This is a genomic window from Paenibacillus sp. PvR098, assembly GCF_017833255.1.
Lineage (GTDB): Bacteria > Bacillota > Bacilli > Paenibacillales > NBRC-103111 > Paenibacillus_G.
Genome location: NZ_JAFIBU010000001.1, coordinates 3,566,252 through 3,591,597 on the forward strand (window position 1 = coordinate 3,566,252; position 25,346 = coordinate 3,591,597).

At 51.3% G+C, this 25,346-nt stretch carries 25 protein-coding genes; 17 read left to right on the plus strand and 8 right to left on the minus strand.

Annotated features, from left to right (window positions below):
* Nucleotides 1-265 precede the first annotated feature (265 nt).
* Nucleotides 266-1,177 (plus strand): acyl-ACP desaturase, encoded by a 912-nt coding sequence (locus JOE45_RS17685; RefSeq protein WP_210023060.1) that lies wholly within the window; start codon nt 266-268, stop codon nt 1,175-1,177.
* A gap of 72 nt (nt 1,178-1,249) precedes the next feature.
* On the opposite strand, the gene JOE45_RS17690 is transcribed toward JOE45_RS17685, so the two are convergent.
* Complete coding sequence (locus JOE45_RS17690) at nt 1,250-2,311, minus strand: FUSC family protein (protein WP_210023059.1); 1,062 nt, start codon at nt 2,309-2,311, stop codon at nt 1,250-1,252.
* Nucleotides 2,312-2,445: 134 nt separating this feature from the next.
* Here JOE45_RS17690 and JOE45_RS17695 point away from each other — a divergent pair, with 134 nt between their 5' ends.
* Nucleotides 2,446-3,117, plus strand: a complete 672-nt coding sequence (locus tag JOE45_RS17695) for a GTP pyrophosphokinase (protein WP_210023058.1) — start codon at nt 2,446-2,448, stop codon at nt 3,115-3,117.
* Nucleotides 3,118-3,144: 27 nt separating this feature from the next.
* On the opposite strand, the gene JOE45_RS17700 is transcribed toward JOE45_RS17695, so the two are convergent.
* Complete coding sequence (locus JOE45_RS17700; protein WP_210023057.1) at nt 3,145-3,960, minus strand: phosphatase PAP2 family protein; 816 nt, start codon at nt 3,958-3,960, stop codon at nt 3,145-3,147.
* A 172-nt stretch (nt 3,961-4,132) separates the two neighbouring features.
* On the opposite strand from JOE45_RS17700, the gene JOE45_RS17705 reads away from it, so the two are divergent.
* The 8 genes from JOE45_RS17705 to JOE45_RS17740 all read left to right on the plus strand — a co-directional run bounded on the left by JOE45_RS17705 (nt 4,133) and on the right by JOE45_RS17740 (nt 13,935).
* Complete coding sequence (locus tag JOE45_RS17705; protein ID WP_210023056.1) at nt 4,133-4,306, plus strand: hypothetical protein; 174 nt, start codon at nt 4,133-4,135, stop codon at nt 4,304-4,306.
* A gap of 176 nt (nt 4,307-4,482) precedes the next feature.
* On the plus strand, nt 4,483-5,418 hold the full coding sequence (locus JOE45_RS17710) for a TRM11 family SAM-dependent methyltransferase (RefSeq protein ID WP_210023055.1): 936 nt from the start codon (nt 4,483-4,485) through the stop codon (nt 5,416-5,418).
* A gap of 81 nt (nt 5,419-5,499) precedes the next feature.
* Entirely contained in the window at nt 5,500-6,306 is an 807-nt protein-coding gene (locus tag JOE45_RS17715) for a serine/threonine protein kinase (protein ID WP_210023054.1), read from the plus strand.
* Nucleotides 6,307-6,760: 454 nt separating this feature from the next.
* On the plus strand, nt 6,761-8,716 hold the full coding sequence (locus tag JOE45_RS17720; protein WP_210023053.1) for an LTA synthase family protein: 1,956 nt from the start codon (nt 6,761-6,763) through the stop codon (nt 8,714-8,716).
* 172 nt (nt 8,717-8,888) lie between these two features.
* Complete coding sequence (locus JOE45_RS17725) at nt 8,889-10,208, plus strand: deoxyguanosinetriphosphate triphosphohydrolase family protein (protein WP_210023052.1); 1,320 nt, start codon at nt 8,889-8,891, stop codon at nt 10,206-10,208.
* A gap of 84 nt (nt 10,209-10,292) precedes the next feature.
* On the plus strand, nt 10,293-11,171 hold the full coding sequence (locus JOE45_RS17730) for a protein-glutamine gamma-glutamyltransferase (RefSeq protein ID WP_210023051.1): 879 nt from the start codon (nt 10,293-10,295) through the stop codon (nt 11,169-11,171).
* Nucleotides 11,172-11,340: 169 nt separating this feature from the next.
* Nucleotides 11,341-12,591, plus strand: a complete 1,251-nt coding sequence (nagZ, locus tag JOE45_RS17735; protein ID WP_210023050.1) for a beta-N-acetylhexosaminidase — start codon at nt 11,341-11,343, stop codon at nt 12,589-12,591.
* A 129-nt stretch (nt 12,592-12,720) separates the two neighbouring features.
* The gene (locus JOE45_RS17740; RefSeq protein WP_210023049.1) at nt 12,721-13,935 is read left to right on the plus strand and encodes an MGDG synthase family glycosyltransferase; all 1,215 of its coding nucleotides are present in this window, start codon (nt 12,721-12,723) and stop codon (nt 13,933-13,935) included.
* Between the two features lie 49 nt (nt 13,936-13,984).
* On the opposite strand, the gene yhfH is transcribed toward JOE45_RS17740, so the two are convergent.
* Nucleotides 13,985-14,173: a protein YhfH gene (yhfH, locus tag JOE45_RS23885; RefSeq protein ID WP_210023048.1), complete on the minus strand. Its 189-nt coding sequence runs from the start codon at nt 14,171-14,173 to the stop codon at nt 13,985-13,987.
* 207 nt (nt 14,174-14,380) lie between these two features.
* Here yhfH and JOE45_RS17750 point away from each other — a divergent pair, with 207 nt between their 5' ends.
* The 3 genes from JOE45_RS17750 (at nt 14,381) to JOE45_RS17760 (ending at nt 17,525) form a co-directional block, all read left to right on the plus strand.
* Entirely contained in the window at nt 14,381-15,799 is a 1,419-nt protein-coding gene (locus tag JOE45_RS17750; protein ID WP_210023047.1) for an ATP-binding protein, read from the plus strand.
* A 203-nt stretch (nt 15,800-16,002) separates the two neighbouring features.
* The gene (locus JOE45_RS17755; protein WP_210023593.1) at nt 16,003-16,620 is read left to right on the plus strand and encodes a nitroreductase family protein; all 618 of its coding nucleotides are present in this window, start codon (nt 16,003-16,005) and stop codon (nt 16,618-16,620) included.
* 230 nt (nt 16,621-16,850) lie between these two features.
* On the plus strand, nt 16,851-17,525 hold the full coding sequence (locus JOE45_RS17760) for a GNAT family N-acetyltransferase (RefSeq protein WP_210023046.1): 675 nt from the start codon (nt 16,851-16,853) through the stop codon (nt 17,523-17,525).
* 64 nt (nt 17,526-17,589) lie between these two features.
* On the opposite strand, the gene JOE45_RS23615 is transcribed toward JOE45_RS17760, so the two are convergent.
* The 4 genes from JOE45_RS23615 to JOE45_RS17780 all read right to left on the minus strand — a co-directional run bounded on the left by JOE45_RS23615 (nt 17,590) and on the right by JOE45_RS17780 (nt 19,526).
* Complete coding sequence (locus JOE45_RS23615) at nt 17,590-18,132, minus strand: hypothetical protein (RefSeq protein WP_245247056.1); 543 nt, start codon at nt 18,130-18,132, stop codon at nt 17,590-17,592.
* Nucleotides 18,133-18,251: 119 nt separating this feature from the next.
* Nucleotides 18,252-18,815 carry a small multi-drug export protein gene (locus JOE45_RS17770; protein ID WP_210023045.1) on the minus strand — a complete coding sequence of 188 codons (564 nt, stop codon included), beginning with the start codon at nt 18,813-18,815 and terminating at the stop codon, nt 18,252-18,254.
* Nucleotides 18,816-18,841: 26 nt separating this feature from the next.
* Entirely contained in the window at nt 18,842-19,183 is a 342-nt protein-coding gene (locus tag JOE45_RS17775; RefSeq protein WP_210023044.1) for a hypothetical protein, read from the minus strand.
* Between the two features lie 103 nt (nt 19,184-19,286).
* Nucleotides 19,287-19,526 (minus strand): helix-turn-helix transcriptional regulator, encoded by a 240-nt coding sequence (locus JOE45_RS17780; RefSeq protein ID WP_210023043.1) that lies wholly within the window; start codon nt 19,524-19,526, stop codon nt 19,287-19,289.
* Nucleotides 19,527-19,704: 178 nt separating this feature from the next.
* Here JOE45_RS17780 and JOE45_RS17785 point away from each other — a divergent pair, with 178 nt between their 5' ends.
* Genes JOE45_RS17785 through rnhA form a run of 3 tightly spaced genes read left to right on the plus strand, consistent with a single transcriptional unit; the run spans nt 19,705 to nt 23,077 of the window.
* On the plus strand, nt 19,705-20,535 hold the full coding sequence (locus JOE45_RS17785; RefSeq protein WP_210023042.1) for a glycosyltransferase family 2 protein: 831 nt from the start codon (nt 19,705-19,707) through the stop codon (nt 20,533-20,535).
* A 6-nt stretch (nt 20,536-20,541) separates the two neighbouring features.
* A complete protein-coding gene (gene recQ, locus JOE45_RS17790; protein WP_245247057.1) occupies nt 20,542-22,365 on the plus strand; it encodes a DNA helicase RecQ in 1,824 nt (607 codons plus the stop codon).
* 55 nt (nt 22,366-22,420) lie between these two features.
* The gene (rnhA, locus tag JOE45_RS17795; RefSeq protein WP_210023041.1) at nt 22,421-23,077 is read left to right on the plus strand and encodes a ribonuclease H; all 657 of its coding nucleotides are present in this window, start codon (nt 22,421-22,423) and stop codon (nt 23,075-23,077) included.
* Between the two features lie 70 nt (nt 23,078-23,147).
* Here rnhA and JOE45_RS17800 read toward each other — a convergent pair whose 3' ends face one another.
* A complete protein-coding gene (locus JOE45_RS17800; RefSeq protein WP_210023040.1) occupies nt 23,148-23,393 on the minus strand; it encodes a hypothetical protein in 246 nt (81 codons plus the stop codon).
* Between the two features lie 175 nt (nt 23,394-23,568).
* On the opposite strand from JOE45_RS17800, the gene JOE45_RS17805 reads away from it, so the two are divergent.
* Nucleotides 23,569-25,320, plus strand: coding sequence for an ABC transporter ATP-binding protein (locus JOE45_RS17805; protein ID WP_210023039.1), 1,752 nt, complete (start codon nt 23,569-23,571; stop codon nt 25,318-25,320).
* Nucleotides 25,321-25,346: the final 26 nt, after the last annotated feature.

Consider the following 25,346-nt stretch of genomic DNA (forward strand, 5'->3'; position numbering starts at 1 on the left):
GTTCCTCCTTAGTTTTTCGGGCTTGAACTGAAAAGAACTGCCCTGCAGGACAGTTCTCTATGAAGGGAATTCGTTTACACATATTTCACAAGTGAGGTTGCAGGATGGTCCTCGTTTCCTTTATTATAATATGAGATATAAAGTCATTTTATATACGAATATTTATTATATCATAAAAAAAGTGATGATAATAGAGGGTAGGACATCGTTGACAATGACTTTATAAGCAATTGCACGTCCATTTACGGATGCATAGGAGGTTATTATGCCAGCAGAAAACTATACACTGAATGTGTTCGATCCAAAATTAGAACCTTATTTGTTGGACTTATACAAGCAGCATCGAGAGCGTGCAGCGTCTATCGATTGGAGCTATCACGAATATATTCCCTGGGAGCAAGGCCGCAGCTTCAAAGAGCTGCCGTGGTCCATTGAGCAAAGGAAGCTGCCAGACCCCATCTACACAGCAGTGGAGACCTCGCTTTTGACAGAAGTAAATCTGCCTTTTTTCTACCACCATCTGGCGGTTACATTTAGGGGCTCTTTACAGGTACTGCAGGATTTTGTACACACTTGGGTTTCGGAGGAAGACCAGCACTCATCCTTATTAGAAACCTATTTGATCATTACAAGAAACGCAGATCCGAACGAACTGCACCGTTTGCGCAAAATGGTTGTTGAAGGCGGTTTCGTGCCTGATTTTGATACGGCTATGGAAACCATGGTCTATACGGCGGTTCAAGAGCTCGCAACGATGGTCTTTTATTATAATGTGGCCAAGGCGGCAAGCCCTTACGATAAGGATTTGGCTAGGCTTCTCCGAAGGATAGCTAAGGATGAGACACTTCATTTTGCTTTTTATCGCGATGTGGTGAAAGCCTATTTGGGCGTAGACCATAACTTTGTGTATTATATCCATAAGGCGATGACCAGCTTTGCCATGCCGGGCAAGCATATGCCCTTATTTAAGGACCGGATGGATACGATTGCCCAGGACGCGGGTTATGGCCCCGTAGCTTACTTCAATCAAGTGTTCGATCATTTGATCCAAGTGTGGGGGATCGATCAACTGCAGCCAAGCCGAAGCGATGCGGAGAGAGCCAGGCAGGATTTGCTGGGATATCACGTGAAATTGAAACGAATCAGCGAACGATTGGCGGCCAAAGGTTTTAATTAAGCTGGTAACACATGAAAAGACACCCTGATGACAGGGTGTCTTTTTTGAACGATCAGGGCAAAGCTTGTAGTGCTACCTTTTGATCCAGCCGGTTAATGCCTCCAAAGGCTCCTTATCGTCCGTCCCCCGGTTATACTGCTCTACCAGCTTATTCAGCCTTCCCGTCTGATAGCCATAATCGTACATAGCTCCTGCCACAACGAACAATCGCAGCTTACCTTCCCAATGCTCCACGTAGCGCTCCAACAGCACATTCATAAAGCTATCGTTTTCTTCCTCGAACAGGCAGCCCTCAGAGCTTTCGGGCTTCAGCTTATCGTCGAACTTCAGCAGCACGTGCTCATGATATTTAGTCAGACGTTCCATATGCTGATCGAAGGCTTGGTCGGTCTCCGCCGTGCGGGTAGCTGGAAAATAGTGCACTTCTACGGCATTCAATACTTCCATACCTTTATGTAGGGTATACAGCATCTGTTTGTAAATAACCAGATTGCGAGTCTGACTGTATTTTGCGCGCCGCAGTTTCTTCAGCTCTTCCTCAAACAGCTGATACTTGTCCGATAACGATTTCATGGCTTTTTCCAGCTCTTGTTTCTCATCGCGGAACACATTCTCCTTGATCTCATCGGAGATGGCGGTTCGCAGAAGAAGCGACATTTTCGTAAATACAGATTGAATTTGATTCAGGAACTGCTCTTTGGGCTTGGGCGGAAAAAACATGATATTGATCAATGAAGCCGAGCCGATTCCGATTAAGATAAGCAAGAACCGGTTGAGAGCGAAGTTCCACTGTCCTGAAGCCTCCATGACTGCGACGACGGTGACCAGGGTCAGCCCGATGGTTTCTTCCATTTTCATTTTTAAGCAAATCATGATGACCAGGATGCAGACGAGTCCGATAGCAATCGGCTCGCTGGAGAAGAACATCCCTGCCATTAGGGCTAGTGCCGCTCCGAGCGTATTGGTCTGGAGCTGCTCCAATAAGTGGCGCCATGACCGATAGATAGAGGGCTGCATGGCAAAAATAGCCGCTACTGCGGCAATGACCGAAGGTGTAATTTCAAACAGACCGCTAAGAAATAAAGATAGGGTAACGGCGATACCCGTTTTTAAGACTCGAGCGCCGAAGGCCACAGCAACCCCTCCAACAAGTAATGTACGTTCAAGATACTCTCCCATTTGAAGTTTATTCTGCCTTAACAAACTATGCTATACTGTAACCGGAAAGAATCGACTCGAAACTTTAAATGCTGACGGGGGACACCGTAATGGAACAAAGATTAAAGCTGATAAACCAATTCAAAGAATTGTTCTTACCCTATAAATTTGCACTAGATTATTTAAGCACGACGATCGAGCACATTAATGAAGAGGCCATGCACGTTTATGATTATAATCCCATCGAACATATCAAGACAAGATTGAAGTCGCCGGAGAGCGTCATAAGCAAGCTGCAGCGCAAAGGACTGCCGATTGAATTCGCCTCGGCCAAGCAGCATTTATCCGATATCGTAGGGGTTCGCATTATCTGTTCCTTTGTGAGCGATATTTATGATCTTTATGAGATCCTCCGATCTCGCCATGATATCAAGATTATAGAATGCAAGGATTATATAAAAAGTCCCAAGCCCAACGGATATCAAAGCCTGCATCTGATCGTCGAGGTTCCCATTCTGCTGTCGAAGGGGACCGAGCGCGTGCTTGCGGAGATTCAGCTTCGCACATTGGGGATGGATTTTTGGGCCAGCCTGGAACATAAAATATTTTATAAGTATAACAAGGATATTCCCGAGAGGCTGAAGCGTGAATTATATGAAGCCGCTAATATGACAGTGCAGCTGGATGCCAAAATGAAAGCCATCAGCGATGAAGTCGGACACTTGTCGTCACCGTATGCCATGCGCACGGTGTCCATGAAACAGAATGTGAACAGGGGATAGCGGCAAGCCGGCCGGGCACATCGTGCCTTAGGCCGGCTTGTTCTGCTGTGATGGAGAGTACAACCACCGGTGCAAAATATAAAACAGGCTGAGGGTTAAACAGCTTCCAAAGAGGACGTCGGAAGCATAATGAGCCCCGATCACGATCCGGCTGTAGGCGGTCAGAACTCCCCAGGCTATCGCAAAAGTCAGCACGGCAGCCCTCCAACGCTTTTGATGCAGCGGAACAAAGAATAGGAGGGACAGCATAACCCATCCGTTGGCGGCATGCCCCGAGGGGAACGACCGGTGTCCCTCAGCGCCTTGCGGAGCATACCATGCCATGAAGTTCGAATAATCAGGGAGTAAATCCCGGAACCGGATTCGGCCCCACGAGAGCTTCAGCGTATGAACGAGAAGCAGCTCACATGCGATGAGCGCCAGGGTAACCCAGACGGCTTTGTGATGCTTCAGCAGTATTTGGTGCGGTACTTGCCGGAGCAGAAGCTGAATGACGGCAGCTATCAGACTGACAATAAGCAGAATCGTCAAGGATGAAAAAAAGGAGAGCTCCATTTCCATCCATCGATGAGCCGTCAAATAGGCGATCAGGTAACCCGCCAAGATGGCGGCTGCCACGCTGAAGCCCCGCAGAACGAACCGGATCGCAGGTGAATATATTCGGGCCGTTTGACATAAAACATTTGCTCCTATAAATACGAAGAACAGGGCGGGATGCTCACCGAACGCTTCGAAAAAATAAGCCCAGCCTGATCGCGGATCTACTAACGCTTTTGAAATCTCCAGATCGGTATAAGCGAACACGATCGCGAAAAGTCCCCAGCCCACAATAAACAGACTCACATATAACATTTCTCTTGAGGTCATGGTATTCCTACTTTCAATAGCAATCTCCCATTCATTGTACACTATACGGCCATTCGGATGTATAGAGGAAAGGAAAGTAACCTCTCATAGTTCATGCAATAGAAGGAAATAGTAAAATCAATCAACCGGAGGGGAGGGGAGAGGCATCATGTCTTCAAGCCGAAATCATCAAGGTGCACACGGCATTGGGCAGACCGAAGAACAATTGAATAACCAGGCACAAGCGGCCGAGGCCATGCAGGGGCCAAGCGAATTGGATCGCAGCATCATCGAAGCGGCGAATAGGGAAGATTCCGAATTGGATGAAATCATCGAGTCTTGATAAGCTCGGGCAAGCCAAAACACTGACTTCGGTCGGTGTTTTTTCTATGGGGGAACACATTGCTTAGCGAAGCCAATCTTTTAAGAATCTGCTATAATTAGCTCCAACGGATAACCTGTAGGATTCTACGGGCGATGACAATAACAACTCCATTGTGGATTTGGGGAGCTTGAGGAATGATAAGCAGGGTGATAGCGAAGCACTTATATACGTATGCATGCCATGAAGACGAACGGACGCTGTGCCGGATGGAGCTGAGTGCGCTGTTTGGTACGGAACTGCGGGAGGGGTGGCTTGAGAGTCCGCTAGACATTAACGTCAGCCGGAGCCCATTCGTCAAAGTGCGCATAAACATCCTTTACGAAGGTCACAGCCCCCAAGAGATTGCGGAGCGGGTAGGGGAGCTGGAGCTGAACGGAGCCACGTTCAAGATCATATTCGTCGAAACCGACGGTCGTTTGGAATACAGCGGGCGGCGTGCAGTGGAGCGGGAGGTAGGCGCAAGGGTTCGCGGTAGGGCTGATGTGCGCAACCCGGAGGTCGTGTTCGCTCTGGCGAATCCGGGCGGCCGCTGGCTGTTCGGGATATATGCCAAGAATGAAGCGGTTTGGCTTAAGCACAACGACAAGCCGCAGCATTACTCCACCGCGCTTAGCACCCGCGTAGCCAGAGCGGTTGCCAACATTGCGGTCCCGCATCCGGAAGGACGGAAGGCCATTGACCCTTGCTGCGGCATTGGAACGGTGCTGGTTGAGGCCCTATCGATGGGAATCGATATTGTTGGGTTCGATATCAACCCGCTTGCCGTCAGAGGCGCTCGTGTGAATCTAGCCCACTTCGGGATGCCGAATATTGTAGGGCTGAGCGGCATTGGCGACGTGAGTGGCAGCTACGACGCGGCCATTGTCGATCTTCCTTATAATCTGTGCTCCCGCATCTCGGAGGAGGAGCAGCTTGCCCTGCTTGGGCATGCCCGAAGGCTTGCGGGCACAGCGGTGCTGATCACTACGGAGACAGTAGATCATCTGATCGGACAAGCAGGGTTTACGATCGCAGACCGGTGCTTCATAAAGAAAGGCTCCTTCGTAAGGCAGGTTATGGTGTGCCGTTGATGGGGTAAGAACGGATAGACCGGGAAGAGAAGACGCATTTCGTATGAACGGTATCATTCGGAATCGTGGAAGGAGTACATCATGCTGGGGCTGGGCTACGTGAAACAGGTGTACCAAGCTTGGATTGATTATCCGTGGAAGGAAGGCCTGCTGCTGGCGGATAGGTATAAAATTATTCACTATCTTGGGGAAGGAAGCTATGGGTTGACCTATCTGTGCTTGGATACTGCCTGCGGTGATAAAGTGGTTGTGAAGCAGGCGAAGCCGAGTAAAGGAAGGCTGAGCAGACGGCTCCTTGAGCGGGAGATGAATATACTGGAGCAGCTCCGTCATCCGAATATCCCGGGCTGCCGCGGCTCGTTTTTCCAACATAAGCACTTATGTATGGCTATCGATTGGGTGGAAGGTCATACGGTGGAGGACTTGATCTTTGAGCAGCATCGCGGATTTTCCGAAAGGGAAAGTCTGGGGTGGATTCTTCGCTTGATGAAGATCGTCAGCTTTGTCCATGAACAGGGCTTCGTTCATCTGGACCTTCGGATACCGAATGTGATCATCCGAAGCGGTGAGCCCGTATTGATCGATTTTGGTTTGGCGAGACGAATTGGAGATGTGGAAGGCGCGGATGCGGCCTTGGATGAAGAAACCAGACTGTGGAGAACCCCGGAAGTAACCAGCGATCTGTATTCGGCTGGTCATTTCCTGCTGTTTCTGTTGTACTCGTCTTACGAAGAGCAGCCCGGCAAGCCGGAGAAGGACTGGCAGGAGGAGCTCGCCATGTCTTTACATACGAGAAATATATTACGGCGGCTGCTGCAGATCGAGCCGCCGTACGAAGATTCGTCATCGTGTATTCGGGACTTGAACCAAGCGCTTCAGGCATTATGAGCTGGAGCGGCGTTTGTTTTTGTAGTACTTATGCCCGTATCGAGAATTGCTGTAGCCGGAACGGGATGGCGATGAAGAGTATTTGCGAGGACGATGATATGGGTCTGAGTTGTTTCGATAGCCGTATCCGCCGCGCTTCGGCTTTTGGAACGAGTAAAGGATTTTCCTCAGTAAATTTTTGAACATAGTGGATACCTCCCTTGGTTTAGTGGGTATTACGGAAAAGTATACAGAAGGTTTCGTGAGGTTATAAAGAGTAAGGGGATCGATTCATGATCTCTTTAGTCTTTTTTTGTCGTTATCAAGGGTTTTTGAATGCGGCCAAGGTTCCAGTTAATGACTTTCATGTTTTTTTCATATTAAATTAAGGTTTCCTCTTTACAATAGCTTAATACTAAACCATGAGATGCCGCTGTAGAGAAAAAGAAGCGGGCTGATAGGAGTGTGAGAAACGATGCGTCCCTTGGCAACTAGAGGGCAGCCGAAGTCATCACGGTCAGCGCAAGCCCGCGCGGTACAAAAAAGAGTGATCGTATTCACTTTACTGATCGTCCCTTTCCTGCTTGTGTTTGGAATGGAACTCATCCAGAGAGGTACCGTGCAAGATACTTGGACTTGGCTCACGGCCAATCCAATGCTATTCGCTGTGAATGCTTTGCTTACCTTTTTCGTGTTTTTGTTCATCTACTGTTTGATTGGATCGCTTATTATTTCGATTGGATTCAGCACGCTGCTGCTGATGTTGATGTCACTGGTCAGTTTCTTTAAGCAGAAGCTAATTGGGGAGCCTTTTTTTCCATGGGATATTTTCCTGAAGAAAGAGAGTATGAACATTATTCCCATGGTCGCAAGCCCAGAGGCACTGCTTCGCCTTGCGATCGTCTTCGGGCTGGTGCTTGGCATCTTTCTGCTCAGGATCTGGCTGCCGCGGCTGTCAATGAAACCTTGGGTACGGATGACGCTGGGTCTGATGTGTGTTTTGGCTCTGTATTCCTTTGGGGTGAGGGCGCCATGGGCTGAGAAGGTCATGGCCCAGGCCGGAGCCAATGAAATTGTGTGGGACCAACAGCAAAATTACGGGAGCAACGGAATCTCCTTGGCCTTTACGATGAATGTGAAAAATACGATCGTTCCCAAACCTCCAGGCTATAGCGAACTCTCCATAGCTAGCTTGGCGGAGGGTCTGAATGATCTGGTCGGCACGACCAAAGCTGCCGCTTCGAACGAGCAAAAGCCGAACGTGATCTTCATCATGAATGAAGCGTTCTGGGATCCAGCATTGCTTCCGGGAGTAAAGTTCAGTGAGGATCCTATCCCGACGGTGCGCCGTCTGCAGAAGGAATCGACGTCCGGCTATCTCTTGTCTCCTCAGTTCGGGGGAGGCACCAGCAATGTGGAATTCGAGGTGCTGACTGGACAATCGATGAGTTTCTTGCCCGCAGGATCGGTACCTTATCAGCAGTATATCGGCAAGTCGATTCCGAGTATGGCCAGCTATTTCAAAAACCAAGGCTACACAAGCAAGGCCATTCATTCTTACGACGGCTGGTTCTGGAACAGGGAACAAGTGTATAAGCATATGGGCTTTGACGATTTCAAGAGCAAGGAAGATTTCGAGAATCCCGAGTACCGGGGCCCTTTCATCTCCGACGATGAGGTATCGCGTAGTATTATCAACGAGGTGGAAGCAAACGACGAGCCGACGTTTATATACGCCGTGACGATGGAGAACCACGGGCCGTACGACGACGGCCGATACGGAGAGACAGAGATTAAAGCGGAAGGAAACCTGACTGAAGGAGCGCGAAGCGCGCTTGAAACGTTTGCTCAGGGAGCCCGCTATGCGGATCGCAGCTTGCAGAAGCTGATCGACCATTTTGAGCAATCGGATGAACCGACAGTCATTGTCTTCTACGGCGACCATCTTCCGATGCTCGGCTATGACTACGATGTGTACGCTCAATCCGGCTTTGTGCATACAGGAAGCTCCGAGCAGTGGTCGCTCGAAGAACAGCTTAGGATCCACAGCGTGCCGTTCGTTATGTGGTCCAATAGAGACTTGCCGAAGGAGCATGTTCCGATTCTCAGCTACTCTTTCTTGAACGCATATGTGCTTGACCGGCTGCAGATGGAGAAGCCGGCGTCCTGGGCGTATAACTTCGAGCTTTCGAAGAAGGTGCCCGGCTTGCTGCGCGGTCTGGTGGTCGATTCCAGTCAAGGGATGCACTTGACACCACCGCCTTCGGTGGCGGACGACGTGGAGAAGTACCGTGAGCTGCAGTATGACGAGATGTTCGGTGGGCAGTATCTTGCCAAATACCTGGACTCGAATTTATTTACCCGCAGAGAAGAACAGTTTCACGACTTAGACCATGTGAATATGGCAGGTGAACAGGACGTCGCTCGATGAGTGGCGTCTATCTTTTATCCAGACAGTAAACGGAACGAAAGCGGCCGGTCGCCAGCGTTCTCTTATCCCTTTCCTTTGGCGAAAAAAATATGCTACAATTTCCTGAATACAATACATGGTTGATGTCAGAATGGATAATATACGGTAATCAGGATGCCAAGGAGGGAAAGGTATGGATCTGCGAAAGCTTCGATTGGATGAACCGGCGCACGGCACTTTCAGCGAGGAACGGGACGAGTATGAACGGGATTATGCCAGGTTGATCCAGTCTCCTGCTTTCCGCCGCTTGCAGGGTAAATCGCAGGTGTTCGGTGCAGGCTCGGGCGACTACTATCGTACCCGGCTTACACATTCTCTGGAGGTGTCGCAAATTGCGCGTGAGACGGCTCGCCGAATGAGCAAGCAGTACCCCTTCTTGGCTCGGAAAGAGCATCCGGGGCTGATGCTGGATCCGGCGGTAGTGGAGTGCGCTTCGCTTGGACATGATTTGGGACATCCGCCGTTCGGACACAAGGGTGAAGAGGTGCTGAACCTGCTGCTCTCGGAGGAGCACGGGTTGGCTTATGAAGGGAATGCGCAAAATTTCCGTATCCTTATGTTTTTGGAGAAGCGGGCAGGAAGCGACAGCGGACTGGACTTAACCGCGGCTGTGCTGCTAGCCATAAATAAATACCCGTACAGTCTGGAGGAGCACGGCCGGCATAAGGGCGTATACTCGATGGAATGGGATGGGGGAATCGAGGAGCTTCGAAACCGGTGGGAGATGCCTAAGGGCTGCTCTACTTTGGAGGCTCAGCTTATGGACTTGTCCGACGATATCGCGTATTCCACCCATGACATCGAGGACGGCATTCGCGCGGGAAAGATTCAAATGAACCGCACCTTCTTCGATGATGACAGGCTCGTCGATCATCTCATTCAGGAAATCGTCAATGACCAAGGCAATCTGGAGGTCGGCTGGGATCAGGTGGACATCGGCGCGATGGTCAGACGCGTGCTGGACGAGTATCTTGAGCAGTGGGAAACGATTTATGCCGAATGCGGTAAGGAAGCGTCCCGGACCCGCAGAGAGATGAAGGCCCGTTGGGTCAGTACGTTCGCGGGCCGCGTCGGCATCATTGAGGATCCGAAGAAGGATTGGAAGCGAGTCACGTTCGTGCGTGACGGACAGCAGGATCTGGAGCTGCTGAGGACGATGGAAATATTGAAGAAGCTGGCGTGGGTTACGCTAATTAAAGACTTTCGCGTACAGCGGCTGCAAAAGCGCAGCGAGATTATGATCCGGCGCCTGTGGGAGACCTTTAAGATCCCGGATCACGGCCGGCTCATTATTCCGGCGGATTGGGTTGCCAGCTACGAGCAGCATCGGGGTCAGTGGCCATGGCCGCGGTTTGTGGCCGATTACATCTCCGGTATGACGGATGCTTACGCCGAGAAGGTGTATATCGAGCTGTTCGCAAGCAAATCCGGTTCGATATACGAGATGGATTGATCACGTCGGTCTGTATTAGGAGATCCTCGGCATATAATGGATGGAGCGAAGTTTTCGCGAGATTGGGCCGGGGAGGAAAGCGACATGATCATCGTGGCAGGGGGGAGCGTCCCTTTAGACTTATTGGGAATGGCTCCGCTTGAGTTGATTATCTTTGAGCAAAAGAACCGAAGCGGGACACCATTTCATTACGAATCCATGGAATCGCTGCGGTTCGAGCTCAGGCTGAGAGCGGCGATTGTCGATTCGTCTGTATCCATGCAGAAAAGCGAAGTAACCTTCCGATCGTTTAAAAAATCATACTGTAATGAAGCTTATTGGACCCGAAACGAGAACGGCGGATTCCAGCAAAAGCCTTTCGTGAGGCCTTCCGATGCCGTAAGGGATATTTATGTGAACGGGCATTTGTACGGTTTTGAGTGCGCAACGGCGGTGATCATTGTTTTATATAAAGCGGTACTCGAAACGATTGGAACGGGTGCCTTCGATCGGCTGTTTGCCAATTTATATTTGTATTCATGGCGCCATGACAGCGATCTGAGGCTGATCACGACCTATGGAGAGCAGGATTCTTTTCCCGGGGATATCTTGTATTTCAAGAACCCCGATGTCGATCCGGAAATGATGGAGTGGCAGGGGGAGAACGCTATCAAGCTGCAAACCGACCTCTATTTCGGTCATGGAATCGGAATTAAGAATGCAGAGGGCATCATCACGAAGCTGAACCGGCATCGGAAGCCCGGCAGCACGGAGTCGGCCTACTTACTGCCTGAGGCGACATACCCGAATTTTTTCTATTTGGAGCAAGCGGCGTTTTTACGGGATACCGAGAGCGCCGCGGCATTATCGCTAGGACCCTCGACAGGCGCTGCGGGGCGCATCGTGGCGCGTATCGGTTGGCGAACCGGTATTTATGCCGTAACATTCTTCTCTAGTGAGGATTGTTGCCAGGACGGGGGTTGAAAGAAGGAGCGCATCCTTGGGGCTGCGGCCTTTTTTTGTGTACGCCATAGGTTCCATGTGCTAGGGCCGCTAAAGGGAAGCAACCCCCTCCTGGTTTACTATCCTCTCTTTTGGGGTAATGATAGTTTTATGGTGATTTTTAAGCCAAAAGAGGAGGCGATGGAGGACTGTGCGTTATACAGTGAATAAGAGCTTTAGGGCACTCTGCCTCACTGTATGGTGTGCGCTCTTGCTTGCAGGGCTGACAAGCTGCATAGGCTCCAAGCAAGAGAGCGGACCCCCTGCCGCCGTGAGCGAGGAGCCGCAGAAGGAGGTCAAGGACCCAATTCAAGAGCGGATCGAGCGAATGTCGCAGAGTGAGAAGATCGGACAGATGATGCTTGTCGGATTGGACGGCTACGAATTGGGAGAAAACGCCAGAGCTTTGATCGATACGTACCGTGTGGGCGGCTTTATTTTTTATAAAAGGAATATTAATGACGGCCTTCAGCTGGTGGAGCTGGTCAATACCTTAAAAGCAGTGAATCATGAGCGGGGCGCGCCGCCACTATGGCTAAGTGTGGATGAGGAGGGGGGCCGTGTAACCCGCATGCCGGCGGAGCTTGCGAAAGTGCCCTCAGCGGAGAAGGTCGGGAAAGCAGGCAAGCCTGAGCTTGCTCTGCATATCGGACAGGCGCTTGGGGAGGGCTTGTCCGCATTCGGACTGAATATGAATTTCGCGCCAGTGCTCGATGTCAACAGCAATCCGGGCAACCCGGTCATCGGAAATAGGTCCTATGATTCCAATGCTGAGCGGGTAGGGATGATGGGTGTCCAAATGATGATGGGTCTGCAGTCGAGTCAGGTGGTCCCGGTGGTGAAGCATTTTCCGGGCCACGGGGATACGTCGGTCGATTCGCACATCGGCCTGCCGGTGGTGAATCATGATCTGGACCGACTGAGATCGCTGGAGCTAAAGCCTTTTGCTGAGGCGGTCCGCAGCGGTGCGGATGCGGTGATGGTGGCGCATATTTTGCTGCCAAAGCTTGACCCTGAGGCACCCGCGACCTTCTCCAAACCGGTCATTACGGAATTGCTGCGCAAGGAGCTGGGCTTCACAGGAGTAGTCATCACGGATGACTTGACGATGGGTGCCATTGTCAAGCATTATGATATCGGTCAGGCGGCTGTCCGGTCAGTGGAGGCGGGAAGCGATGTATTGCTTGTAGGCCACGGCTTTGATGAGGCCGTGAGCGTATTTTACGCCTTACAGCAGGCAGTTAGTGACGGGGTACTGACAGTGGAACAGCTTGACCAAAGCGTCGATCGAATTCTTCGTCTGAAGGAAAAGTATAAGTTAGACGATGAGAATAAAGCCGTTCCTGATCTGATCCGAATCAACAGTGCTATACGGAGCGCCGTTACGTCTTTAGATCCATAGTTAAGCTTGCTGTTGCTTGCGACTTAAGAAAATTTTAAGCTGATGATAAAGGATTTCTTACGGCTTTTTGATTAATATAGTAAATAGAGAGAAAGAATGAAACAAAATCCTCAAATGGGGGGGCTCAAGATGTTTGTGAAGGACAATCTGAACTCAGGGGCCCGTGCGTTGGTGCTTTCAGGTGATCTGGGGGACGGCCATCGTCAGGCGGCTCGTGCACTTGCGGAAGCATGCAGTACGGGGGCGGTACCTTGGGTTCAGGCGGAAACGGTCGATTTTTTGCAGCAGATTCATCCGCATCTTCATCCGTTTATAAGATACGGGTTTCTCCAAGGAGTGGAGAAAGCGCCGTTTGTCTACGGATACTTATACAGAAAGACCAGGTCGAGCGAAGGCCTGTCATTCCCTTTTCAATGCTTTCTGACGATGGGGCTGCGGCGGCTTGCGGCATTAGTGGAGGAGAAGCGGCCCGATGTCATCGTATGTACTTTTCCATTGGCTGCAGCGGCAGTGTCGTTGTTGAAGTCGAGAACGGGACTCGGGACTCCGCTCGTGACAGTAATAACGGATCATACCGATCACAGCCTGTGGTTAAACCCAAATACGGACTTGTATTTGGTCGGATCCGAGCATGTATCCGCCGCTTTGCGGCTTCGGGGAATCCCACAAACAAGCGTGTGTGTAACTGGAATCCCGGTTCGCCCATGTTTTTCCGAGGTCCCGGACCAAGCTGAGTTGAGGCGAAAGCTTGGACTTAAGCCGGATCTGCCGGTTGTCTTGGTTATGGGGGGCGGCTGCGGCTTGCTTAGTGAAGAAACGAGGGAACTGATCCGTTCGTCTGTTGTGCGGCGGCATATACAGCTTATCTTCATCTGCGGCAGTAATGATGCGGCCCGGACTCAATTGGAGAAGGATTTGCAGCAGAGCCCCACGCCCAACATCCGGATTACCGGCTTTATCGATAATATTCATGAGTGGATGGGGTCAGCCGACTTGCTGGTCACCAAGCCTGGCGGCTTAACGACATCGGAGGCAGCAGCAGCTGGACTGCCGATGCTGCTGTATAAGCCCATTCCTGGTCAAGAGGAAGACAATGCCTCCGTACTGGAAAGGGCCGGGTTAGCCGTCATTGCTGCGAAGGAACGGATGCTTCGGGATCAACTGCTGGAGCTGGTGGAGAACCGTGCCGCACTATACGTCATGAGAACGAGTGCTATGCGGTTTCGCCGTAAACGATCTGTAGAAACGGCGTGGGAAGCAATTATGAAGCTGCAGCCCGCAAACTGTTTGAATATAGAAGCCCGAAAGGCGCTTACCGTTCGCGGGGCTCAAGCCGGGACATAACAAAAAACGCCCCTGCTCAGGGGCGTTAACTATGTTTCATGTTTGTGAACTAATCGCTTGATGTTCCTGCCGATCCTGTGATGGAGCGTTTAACAGGGCTGAGCGGGTAGAACGTAACACCCTGGCATTTAGGGCACGTACAGCTGTAGCAGTCGGCCATTTCTTCCAGTGCGTCTCCGCAAGTATCGCAGCATTTCAAGGGCAAGCTTTCATAAAACTCGGTAGTACGCATCAGCATGCGGATCACTTCCTTTGTTCATGATATCTCTATCATACAGTAAATGAGATCAAAATGTAAGCGCTTTTCAAAACATGATGCATTAGTCCCAATTCGCAGAACCGGTTCGTGTCTTCTTTTCATCCATTGCTATTTTATGGTTGATCCAGCTTGAGTTATAATAGGATGAGACGCGTATAATGGTCAGCGCGTTAATCGGAGGATGATATGCAATTTTTGAAGGTTTTTTTCACAAATATCAGCCTGCTAATCACATTGGCCTTTCTGATCAATCTAGGCTACAAGTATGTGTTCAAGTATTTTACGTTCAGTAAGCCGATTAACTCGCGGATGAAGACAGTCGCACTCTTTGCGGTGCTGGTGTTTGCAGGTTGGCTGACGATGATGTTCGGACTTCGCATTAACGAAACCATTATTTACGATCTTCGCTACATGCCTCTTATTATCGGGATTTTTTTGTTTACAAAACCGTTCCCTCTATTTATGGTTGGATTAGGCATCGGACTTGCACGGTTTGCTTTTGGCATCAATGAAGCGGCGATTGCAGGCTTTTACAATATGATTCTTCTCGGCGTTACAGCGGCGGTGCTCAAAGCGTGGTTTCGAAAGACATCAAGCTCCCAAATTAGCCAAATGATTGCAGCCGCTCTGATCATTAACGTACAGAGCGCCATCCATTCTTTGGTGTGGGGCGTGATCCCTTTTTGGACTTCTCTGACCACCATCCTTCCGATTACCCTTCCTTTGGGTTTAATGTTGAGCGGCTTTTTCTTATTCATTCTTCGCGACTTTTATTTGGAGCTCAAGCGAACAGAAGAGCTGGAAAACACCAATGCGCTGCTGCGTGAGCAAACCAAAGAGCTTCAGCTAGCCAAGGCGGCACTGGAGGAAAAAGCCCGGCAGGTGGTGATGGCTTCTCAGATAAAATCCGAGTTTTTAGCCAATATGTCGCATGAGCTCAAAACGCCGCTGAACGGCATCATTTTGTTATCACAGCTGCTTGGTGATCAGCATGAAGGGCGTTTTACCGAAGAGGAGCTTGAATATTTGGGCATCATCCATACGTCCGGGGAAGAACTGCTGAGGCAAATTAATGATATTCTCGATTTGTCCAAAGTGGAAGCGGGTAAAATGGAAATTTACAAAGAGGAAGTCAGCGTTCAAGAAATTCCGCAAATCCTGCAGCATCAATTCCATTGGGTCGCTGAGCAAAAGGCCATCGAATTTCAAATCCGAATGGGTGACAATCTGCCGGATTTAATCGAGACAGATGGCATGCGAGTGCATCAAATCATTAAAAATTTGCTATCCAACGCATTCAAATTTACTTCAAAGGGGCAAGTGACTTTGGAGATTCGCAGAGCCGCAGAAGGCTTTGACGGACGGCTGGGGGAGTGGATCGCTTTTGCCGTATCGGATACGGGCATCGGTGTTGCTCAAGAAAAGCACCGCCTGATCTTTGAAGCTTTCCGTCAGGCCGACGGGTCAATTAGTCGCAAATACGGAGGAACAGGTCTTGGATTGTCCATAAGCCTGGAGCTTACCAAGCTGCTCGGAGGACACCTCACTTTAGCAAGCCATGAAGGCAAGGGAAGCACATTTACCCTGTATTTGCCTGTCGACTGAAGCAAATCATAAATATTGTTAATGTAAAGGGATGCCGTTCGTGGCATCCCTTTACGTTTGCCTCTACGTTGAATGTTCGAAGGCTTGATCGGGAAAATTAAGCTTAGAGTACTCCTGCATTCACTCTTTTCAACAAGCTTTACAAAAGTAAGTTAGTTGTTATAATATATAAAATATAAAAAGATAATAATGAGTGTGGCATGATGAACCAACTGGAACGAAAACAGGATGCGCTGCAAGTGATGTTGTCTCGCCATTCTGTTCGCAAATATGAGAGAGGCTTCATTATTCCAGAGGCCGAGCTGAACGAAATTCTTGAGGCTGCCGCCAGCGCTCCTTCCTCTTGGAACCTACAGCATTGGCGCTTCCTGGTGATCCAAGAGCAAGCGAATAAAGACCGGCTGCTTCCGATCACCTTCGGGCAGCAGCAAGTGTCAGACGCCTCCGTTGTCGTTGTGGTGCTTGGGGATCTACAGGCCAACTTGATCGCACCCACCGTCTATGAGAAGGCCGCTCCGGAAATTCGCGAAATGATGGTGAAGCAAATCGAAGGAGCTTATGCCGCTAATCCGGCATTGGGGAGAGATGAAGCGCTCCGTAACGCTTCGTTTGCTGCCATGCAGCTGATGCTGGCTGCCAAGACGAAAGGCTATGATACCGTGCCTATGGGAGGGTACAACCAAGCTGCACTGATTACGGAATTTAATATTCCTGAACGGTATGTGCCCGTTGTGATGATTCCAATCGGCAAAGCCGCCACTCCGGCTCGTCCTACAGAGCGTCTGCCGCTCGCAAGCCAAGTTATTCATGAGAGCTTCTAGGCCATCTGTATTCAACATGAGGCCCCGGCCTTCAGGCAAGCTGCCATGAAGACCGGGGCTTTTCTTAGATACGATTGTCCGCCCAGCGTTCATACTGTTCCTTGAAATTGGCGCGAGTGACCTTTTTGCGGCGCAGACCATTACGTGCAATTTGGAGAGAAACGGCTCATCTTGTTATAATATTAAGGCTGGCATATCATGCCAGCGACTGTTCCTATAGGAGGTATATTATGCAGTATCATCGTATAACCGAAATCGAAGATCCTTACTTCCGTCAAATGCATCAGCTGATGCAAAACGTGTTTCCGCCGGAAGAGGTTCTCGAATATGAGCTTTGGGCCGAACCGCTTCGCGATCCAGGAATCCGAGTATTTGTCGCCATTCTGGACGGCGAAGTCGTGGGCGCTACGGAATACCGATATTATGAGGATCTTCAAGTGGCTATGACGGATTTCACGATCATCGGTAAGGAAGGGCTTGGCATCGGTCCGTTCTTGGCTAACCGCCGGATGGAGGATTTGCGCGCTGTAGTGGCGGAGTGCAGAGGCACGCTGCTCGGCATGTTTGCCGAGATTTACAATCCGTATTTGTCCGATCAACTGGAGTTCGGGGGAGTCAAATCCATGAATCCGTTCGTGCGCCGTGAAGTGCTCGCGCATCTTGGTTACCGGAAGCTCGATTTTGACTACATACACCCTTCCTGGCATAATGACGGCGAAGCGGTTCACGGGCTCGACCTTTGCTTCATGGCGATTTCGGACGAAGCGGCGGAAAGTGTGCCGGCAGCTTTGGTTTCCAGATTCCTGGAAAAATATTACGCCGTCCTGCCGCAAAAACCCGATGCCTGGTACCAAATGGTACAGGGACTAAAGCAGCGTGAAATCGTGCGGCTGCTGCCGATTTAAATAAGATTGAAATAAGAAACAGCGGACTCCAAGCGAGTCCGCTGTTTACGTATGATCATTGGAACTATTCTTCGCTGCTTTGCGCTGCGGCTTCAGCCTGTTCGAGTTCATCCAGCGCTTTTTCTAGACCGTAGTTAATAAGCATGGTTTTGAAGCCTTTGCTCCGGTGCTCCGAGAGGGCGTCTAATCGGTCTTTTAGATCTTTGCGGACATAGACGCGGTCCCGTTCGTGGGTTTCGTTACGCTCTTTTTTCTTCAAGGGGCTTTCCAGCACCTGAAGCAATGCGTATTGAGTCTCAGCGGCTGTGGGCGGTTCCACGTCAACTGAAGCCTTCGGACCGCCGACCGGCTCTTGGGGCGGTACTGGGCCAGCCTCGCTGGCATTGGCTGCTTTGCGCGCATAGCGCCTACGCTGCTTTGCCGGAGTTTCCTTCGTCTCCGCTGCCGTTAGCGCCGCAGTAGCTTCAGCTTCTTCGAGCTTCAATTTACGGCGGGATCCCTTCTTCTTGGAGGCTTCCTCCTGCCCTGTGACCGGAACCTCCTGTATCACCGTTGTCTTTTCCGTAGAATCCATGCCTTCGAGCTGTTCTTTGTCTTTGGATGGCATAGAACATACCTCCTTTGATCAACTCATAGTAGGCGGAGCATTTTCTTATATTGTAACACAGGAGAGTCACAGAAACATAGGGTATTACGAAGGAGCTGTAGTCCTCATGAACCTGGTTATTACTCGAACCAGCCGATGAAGCCAAGGCCATAAACGGAGCCCACGGCCATGAGCACCGTCCACACCAACAAACTGACGGTCATCCATGACATCACCCAGCGGCGGGAGGAGCCGAACGAAAGGGCCAGCAAGGTGGCTATATCCGTGCCAACCAGAGCGGGGGCCAGCAGAGCGAGACCGGGAACGCCGTATTTCTCCCAGATTTGTTTGGCTCGGCGGTATTTTTTGGGGCTGCCGGCAAGGTCTGTCGAAGCGGCTCCACCAGCACCCTCATTCACAACAGTGCTTTCGCCGTCCATTGCCGAGGCCAATTGCCGCTTCAAAGCTTTGCGTTCTTTCCTGCGGGTTCTCCATGCCGTAAATTCCCGGAAAAACAGGGCCAGCAGCAAAAGGGGGATCCAGTTACCGAAAAAAGCCACGATCGATACCCCGAATGGATTCAGCCCCCAAGCCACCCCGAGCGGTACGACTACAAACACATCCAGCCATGGAGTAGCGGCCATCAGAAAGATGACGACAAATTGCCAGGCTGCACCCCAATCGTTCTGCATTATATCTATCATTCTTTATCCTTCTTCCTCAACGTAATTTATTCGTTGCCCTTATGCCATTTGCGCAGCTCCCACCAATAAAACAGCAGAGGAACGACACCGATCAGTGTCAGCATTGCGATCGGAACGATCGGAATCGACCGGCCGAAGGCGATTAAAACGAGCCCAACCGGAACGGCACTGTATAAGAAAATGTACGTTTTTCTGCACGCGCGATATGTCACCCACTGCAGCCCTTCGTCCTCCTCACGGAACTCCACGGGAATATAGTGAAAGAACGGTATTTTTCGCGCCGGATGCCGCAGATTATGATAGATGAGAAGTGCAACCAAGCAAAAAGCGAGACCAGAATAAGCCCGACGCTTATATTTACAAGCCATACCGGCAGGTATTCGGGAGCCGTCACAATCGTCATCGTGTAGCCGACCAGCAGTAGTAACATCGCTGAGGTAAGCGGGGAGCGGAGTCCTTTTTCAATCGTTGTCATCGATGATCCCTTCCTTTCGTTCTGTCTCCATCTGCTTCGGCATCCTCCAAATAAAACACTTCTTCTACGGGCATTCCAAAAGCGGAGGCAATCTTCAGCGCCAGAACGACGGAAGGGGCATAATCGCCCTTCTCGATCATGCCGATCGTTTGCCGGGTTGCCCCAACCTTGCGGCCAAGATCGTCCTGAGACCAATCGAATCGTGCCCGCAGCTCTTTGACTCTGGTTCGCAGCATATGGTTCTTCCTCTCGAGTCAGCCGTAATATTACTGTTAACTTCACATGACATATTGTAAAGTATACTTAACATTTTGGCAAGTTAGTTTAACAATGGTTCCTTATGGACGGTTTCCCTTTGCCTGATTTTTCGGTATAGTGTCAGTAGGAAGAAATGGGAGAGCGAGGCGAGCAAGGATGGATCGGCAGCCGTTGATATCCGTGATTATACCGACCTATAACCGGACGGATTTTTTGTGTGAGCTGATCGAATCGCTGTGGCGACAGACGTACCGGCATTTGCAGATCATTATCGTGAACGACTGCGGTGAATCTGTCGATTTCGTAAAAGATCTATACCCGGAGCTGGATATTACGGTTGTGAACATGGAGAGCAACCAAAAGCATGTGCACGCTCGAAACAAAGGGCTCGGATTCGTAAGCGGCGAGTACATTATGCTGTGTGATGACGACGATTTGCTGCTGCCGGGGCATGTGGAACGGATGCTGAGAGAGCTTGAAGACAGCGATATGGTGTACTCCGATGTTGAAATATTCGATTACGAGCTGGAAGCGGGCGTACGGCGGGCGACGAAGCGGTTTGTGTTTGCCTACGAGTACAATCTTGCCGCGATGCGCCGCTTTTCGACGTTCTTTTCATCCGGCTGCGTGTATCGGAGGGCGCTGCATGAGCGCCTGGGTCTATTTGATGTGAAGATGCATCATTATTGGGATTGGGACTTTTTTCTGCGAACGGCGGAGCAATATCGGGTCAAAAGGGTTCCGGTGGCCAGCGCATTGTATGCTTTCGCACAGAGCGGCAGCAGTAATATGTCGGGGGATTTGGAGGACATGAGACCCTTTTTGGACAAGCTGGCGGCCAAGCACGGACTTGGGGAGCTGCCGACCAAAAACTTTTTCCTGCTGTTGGAGGAGCCGGAGGTTAAAGCGCGCGAGGCGCAAACAGAGCTGCTGTGGGACGGAGAGCCGATCGTGTCGCGTCTGGCTGTCAGGAAGAAGGAGGCATAAAAATTCATGCTGGATATAAACGAAAATAGACAGCGGTCAGTGCCCTTTGCCACGATGGCAGAGGCGCAGGAGCTGCTGCGGAAATATTACGGATATCCCGATTTTCGCGAGGGGCAGAAGAACGTCATCGCCAGCGTCCTGAGAGGGAGCGATACGCTGGGCATCATGCCGACCGGAGGAGGGAAGTCGATCTGCTATCAAATTCCGGCGATGCTCATGAGCGGAACGACGATCGTCGTGTCTCCGCTGATCTCGCTAATGAAGGATCAGGTAGACGGACTCGATAGCATCGGCGTGCCGGCTGCGTATATCAACAGCTCATTGTCGTATGCACAGGTAGAGCTTCGTATACGCAAAGCGGAACGTGGGGAGTATAAGCTGCTCTATGTAGCCCCGGAGCGTCTGGAGTCGGAGCGCTTCCTCGAGCTGCTATCTGGCTTGGTTATCCCCATGGTGGCGGTCGATGAAGCGCACTGCGTATCGCAGTGGGGTCACGATTTCCGTCCGAGCTATATGCGGATCAACCAGCTTGTGGCGCACCTGCCGGAGAGGCCGCTGCTCGCTGCCTTCACAGCGACGGCGACCGACCAAGTGCAAGAGGATATTGTCAAGCACTTGAAGCTGCAGGTGCCCCAGGTATTCGTCACCGGGTTTGCGCGGGAGAACTTGTCATTCTCGGTTGTGAAGGGCGAGAACAAGCGGGATGTGCTGATGAATCATATCCGCCAGCACGCCGGGGAAGCGGGCATTGTCTATGCTGCCACGCGCAAGGAGGTTGACCAGCTGTGCGAATATTTGACCCGTCAGGGAGTAGCCGCGGGTAAATATCATGCGGGCATGACGGATAAGGAGCGCGCGGAAGCCCAGGAGCAATTCCTTTATGACGAGGTGCGCGTGATGGTGGCAAGCAATGCGTTCGGTATGGGCATCGATAAATCGAACGTGCGCTATGTTGTGCACTACAACATGCCGAAAAACATGGAAGCCTATTATCAGGAAGCGGGTCGTGCGGGCCGAGACGGCGAGCCGAGCGATTGCCTGCTGTTGTTCAGCCCGCAGGATATTCATATTCAGAAGTTTCTCATTGAGCAATCCGTAGGAGACCCTGAGCGGCAGTCGAAGGAGTACCGCCGGCTGCAGCAGATAGCGGACTACTGCCATACCCCGCAGTGCTTACAGCGGTACATCGTCCGCTATTTCGGAGGCGAGACGGGAGAAGATTGCGGCCAGTGCAGCAACTGCGTTAGCCCAGACCTGGAGCTTTCGGATATTACGCTGGAGGCGCAGCAAATATTCTCCTGTGTACGACGGATGCGCGAACGGTTCGGTATGACGCTGGTCGCCTCGGTGCTGAAAGGGTCGAAAAACAAAAAGGTGCTGGAGCTCGGGTTCGATAGTCTGAGCACATACGGGCTGATGAAGAGCCGGACGGAGAAGGAGATCATTGATCTGATCCAACTGCTGACCGCAGAAGGCTACTTGCAGCTGACCGAGGGCAAATATCCGGTGCTGAAGCTGACGGCGAAGGCATCCAGCGTCCTTGCTGGAGCGGACCGGGTCGTGCAGCGCGTTCGGATGAAGCCTGCGGCGCCGACGGTCAAAGATGTGGAGACGGAGCTGTTCGACGAGCTGCGGCGGCTGCGCACGGAGATTGCGAAGCGGGAGGGCATTCCTCCATATATCGTGTTCCCGGACAGCACACTGCGCGAAATGTGCGGGGTGAAGCCGACCAACCCGGCGGCAATGCTGAAGATCAAAGGTGTCGGAGAAGCGAAATTTTTCAAATACGGGGCCTATTTTATCGAATTTTTCAAGCAGCAGCAGGGGTAATCACACGGAGAAGCGATAGAACAGATGATTTTTGAAGGAATCAAGGAGGAGCGGCGTGGCGAAATCGAAGTATTATGTAGTTTGGGAAGGGCGACAGCCCGGTATTTATAAGACATGGGCTGAATGTCAGGCACAGACGAACGGATATCCGCAGGCGAAGTTTAAGTCCTATGAAAGCGAAGCGGAGGCAACCCGTTCGTTTGCGGCCGGATGGAAAAAAGCGTTCGGCGCTGCTGCGCGTGCTTCATCTGGCGGTACGACCAAGAGCAGCGGCGGAAGTTCAGTTTCGGGCGAGCTGCCGACCGAAGTGGAGCTAGACAGCCTCTCAGTGGACGTTGGCTGCAGCGGTAACCCCGGTATCGTCGAATACAAAGGGGTATTAACGCGGACGGGCGAGGTCGTGTTCGAGCATCCGCCCATTTCCAAAGGGACGAACAACATGGGGGAGTTTCTCGCGATCGTACACGGGCTGGCCTACCTGAAGAAACAAGGGAGCGTCATGACCATTTACAGTGATTCGATGACCGCGATCAGCTGGGTGAGAAAGAAGACGGTCGCCTCTACTTTGGTTCGCGATGCTTCGACCAAAGAAATCTGGACGCTTGTCGACCGCGCGGAAGCGTGGTTGCGGCAGAACAGCTACCCGAACAAAATCGTGAAGTGGAATACGAAGGCTTGGGGCGAGATTAAGGCCGATTATGGGAGAAAGTAACAACACCATAGACGTGTAGCCATCAAGAGCGCCTGCTCCTTCAAAAGGAATGGGCGCTCTTGTTTCCATCTTACTTATCCTGGCGATCAAAGTGCAAGCGTGGCTTCGTATTATCAGAGGTATCCTTGTATATTTCTTGCTCCTGAGTTTCGAGCGGAAGGCTCACCAGCTCCCATTCCGTTTGTCCCATGACGGGATCATACGGAAATTCGTCTCCGCGTTTGAGTGTTTCCTCGCGTCCCCATTCATTCTCGTAAATCCCGTCGGTTTCGACTTCGTCGCTCGATACCGGGTTCATACGCTTGTCTTCTGCCATGATTGCCAAAACCCTCCCTCTTGTTCGTTTCAAACGTTAGTATGCCCGTATTGTCTCGTTATAATGAAAAAAATCCCGATACGTACTAACCAGATTATGGTATGGTGAGAATGAAAAGAAAACCGCTTTATGACAAAAAATAAAGACCTGAACCATTCACCGGAGGTGAAGCGCGTTGTCGTTTGTCGGGAGACTATCCTGGTTTTTCCGCGAACGCTGGGGCAGGTATGTCTTGGCTATCGTGTTAATGGCTTTGGTCAATGTGCTGAACATGATCCCTCCCCAAATGATTGGCGGGATCATTGATCAAATTCGAACGGGGACTCTGACCGAGGCAGGGCTGCGGCAAAGCGTGCTGCTGCTGGTCGGGCTGGCTTTGCTGCTTTACGTCATGATTTACGTGTGGATTACAACACTGTTCAGCAACTCAATACTCCTTGAAAAATGGCTGCGCAGCCGATTGATCAAGCATTTGACGCGAATGTCGCCTTCTTTCTTCCAAAGAAACAGTACGGGAGAGCTGATGGCGCTGGCGACTAACGATATCACCGCAATCGGTCAGACAGCCGGGTACGGTGTCATGACATTGGTCAATACGATCGTTGGTACCACTGTTGTGCTCATCGCCATGGTATCGCTCATCAGTTGGAAGCTCATGCTGGCAGCGCTCATTCCTCTTCCGCTGCTAACGCTTGTCATTAGTATACTGGGCAAGCAGACGCGTATGCGCTTCGCTGAGGCACAAAATGCCTTTGCACGCATGAACGATCAGGCGCTCGAATCGATCTCCGGCATGCGCGTCATTCGTTCTTATGTCCAGGAGGAGCATGATCTTCAGGCGTTTGACCGGATCACCAGCGACGTCATGGAGAAAAATAGGCGCGTGGCGGCGATTAACGCTCTGTTCCACCCGACCATTACATTGATTGTCGGGATAAGCTATGTGATCGGCATAGGGTACGGCGCTTACCTGGTATTTCATAACGAAATTACATTGGGACAGCTCGTGTCGTTCAATATTTATTTGGGGATGCTCATCTGGCCGATGATCTCGTTCGGTGAGTTCATCAATGTGCTGCAGCGCGGCACCGCTTCCGTAGACCGGTTGACCCGGAGCTTTGACCAGAAGCCGGAGGTTCAGAATACACCCCATCCGGAGCAGGTCGCTAGGCCAGAGGCGATTGAGTTTCATGATCTCACGTTTCGTTACCCTGGCGCAGCTTACGACAGCCTCTCGGGAATATCTTTGCAGCTGGAGCGTGGACAGACGCTGGGCATCGTCGGCAGAACGGGCAGTGGCAAAAGCACACTTTTGAAACAGCTGCTTCGCTTCTATCCGGCCCCGCCCGGCAGCGTGAGGATTTCTGGAATACCGTTGGAGCAGCTGCCGATCGAGCGCGTACGGGAATGGATCGGCTACGTGCCGCAGGAGCATTTGCTGCTTTCCAAATCCGTGAGGGATAATATCGCTTTAGGGCGGCCTGAGGCTTCACCGGAGGACATCCACCGGGCCATTAAGCTTGCCTCATTCACGCAGGATGTGGAGCAGCTGCCGAAAGGGCTTCAGACCATTGTGGGAGAGAATGGCGTCATGCTCTCCGGGGGCCAGAAGCAGCGTGTGAGTATCGCCCGGGCGCTTCTTGGCGATCCCGAAATCCTGATCTTGGACGATTCGTTGTCCGCAGTCGATGCTCGAACGGAGAGCGCCATTCTGCAAGCAATAAGGACCGAACGGGAAGGGAAAACGACGCTGATCGCGACGCATCGTCTTTCCGCGGTCATGCATGCGGATCGGATCATCGTGCTCGAAGACGGACACATCACCGAAGAAGGGTCGCATGAGCATCTGATGAGACAGGGTGGATGGTATAAGAATCAATATGAACGGCAGCAATTGGAGGCCAAGCTGCTCGATTCATCAGAATAGCAGCTGACAGGAAGGAAGTGCGATGG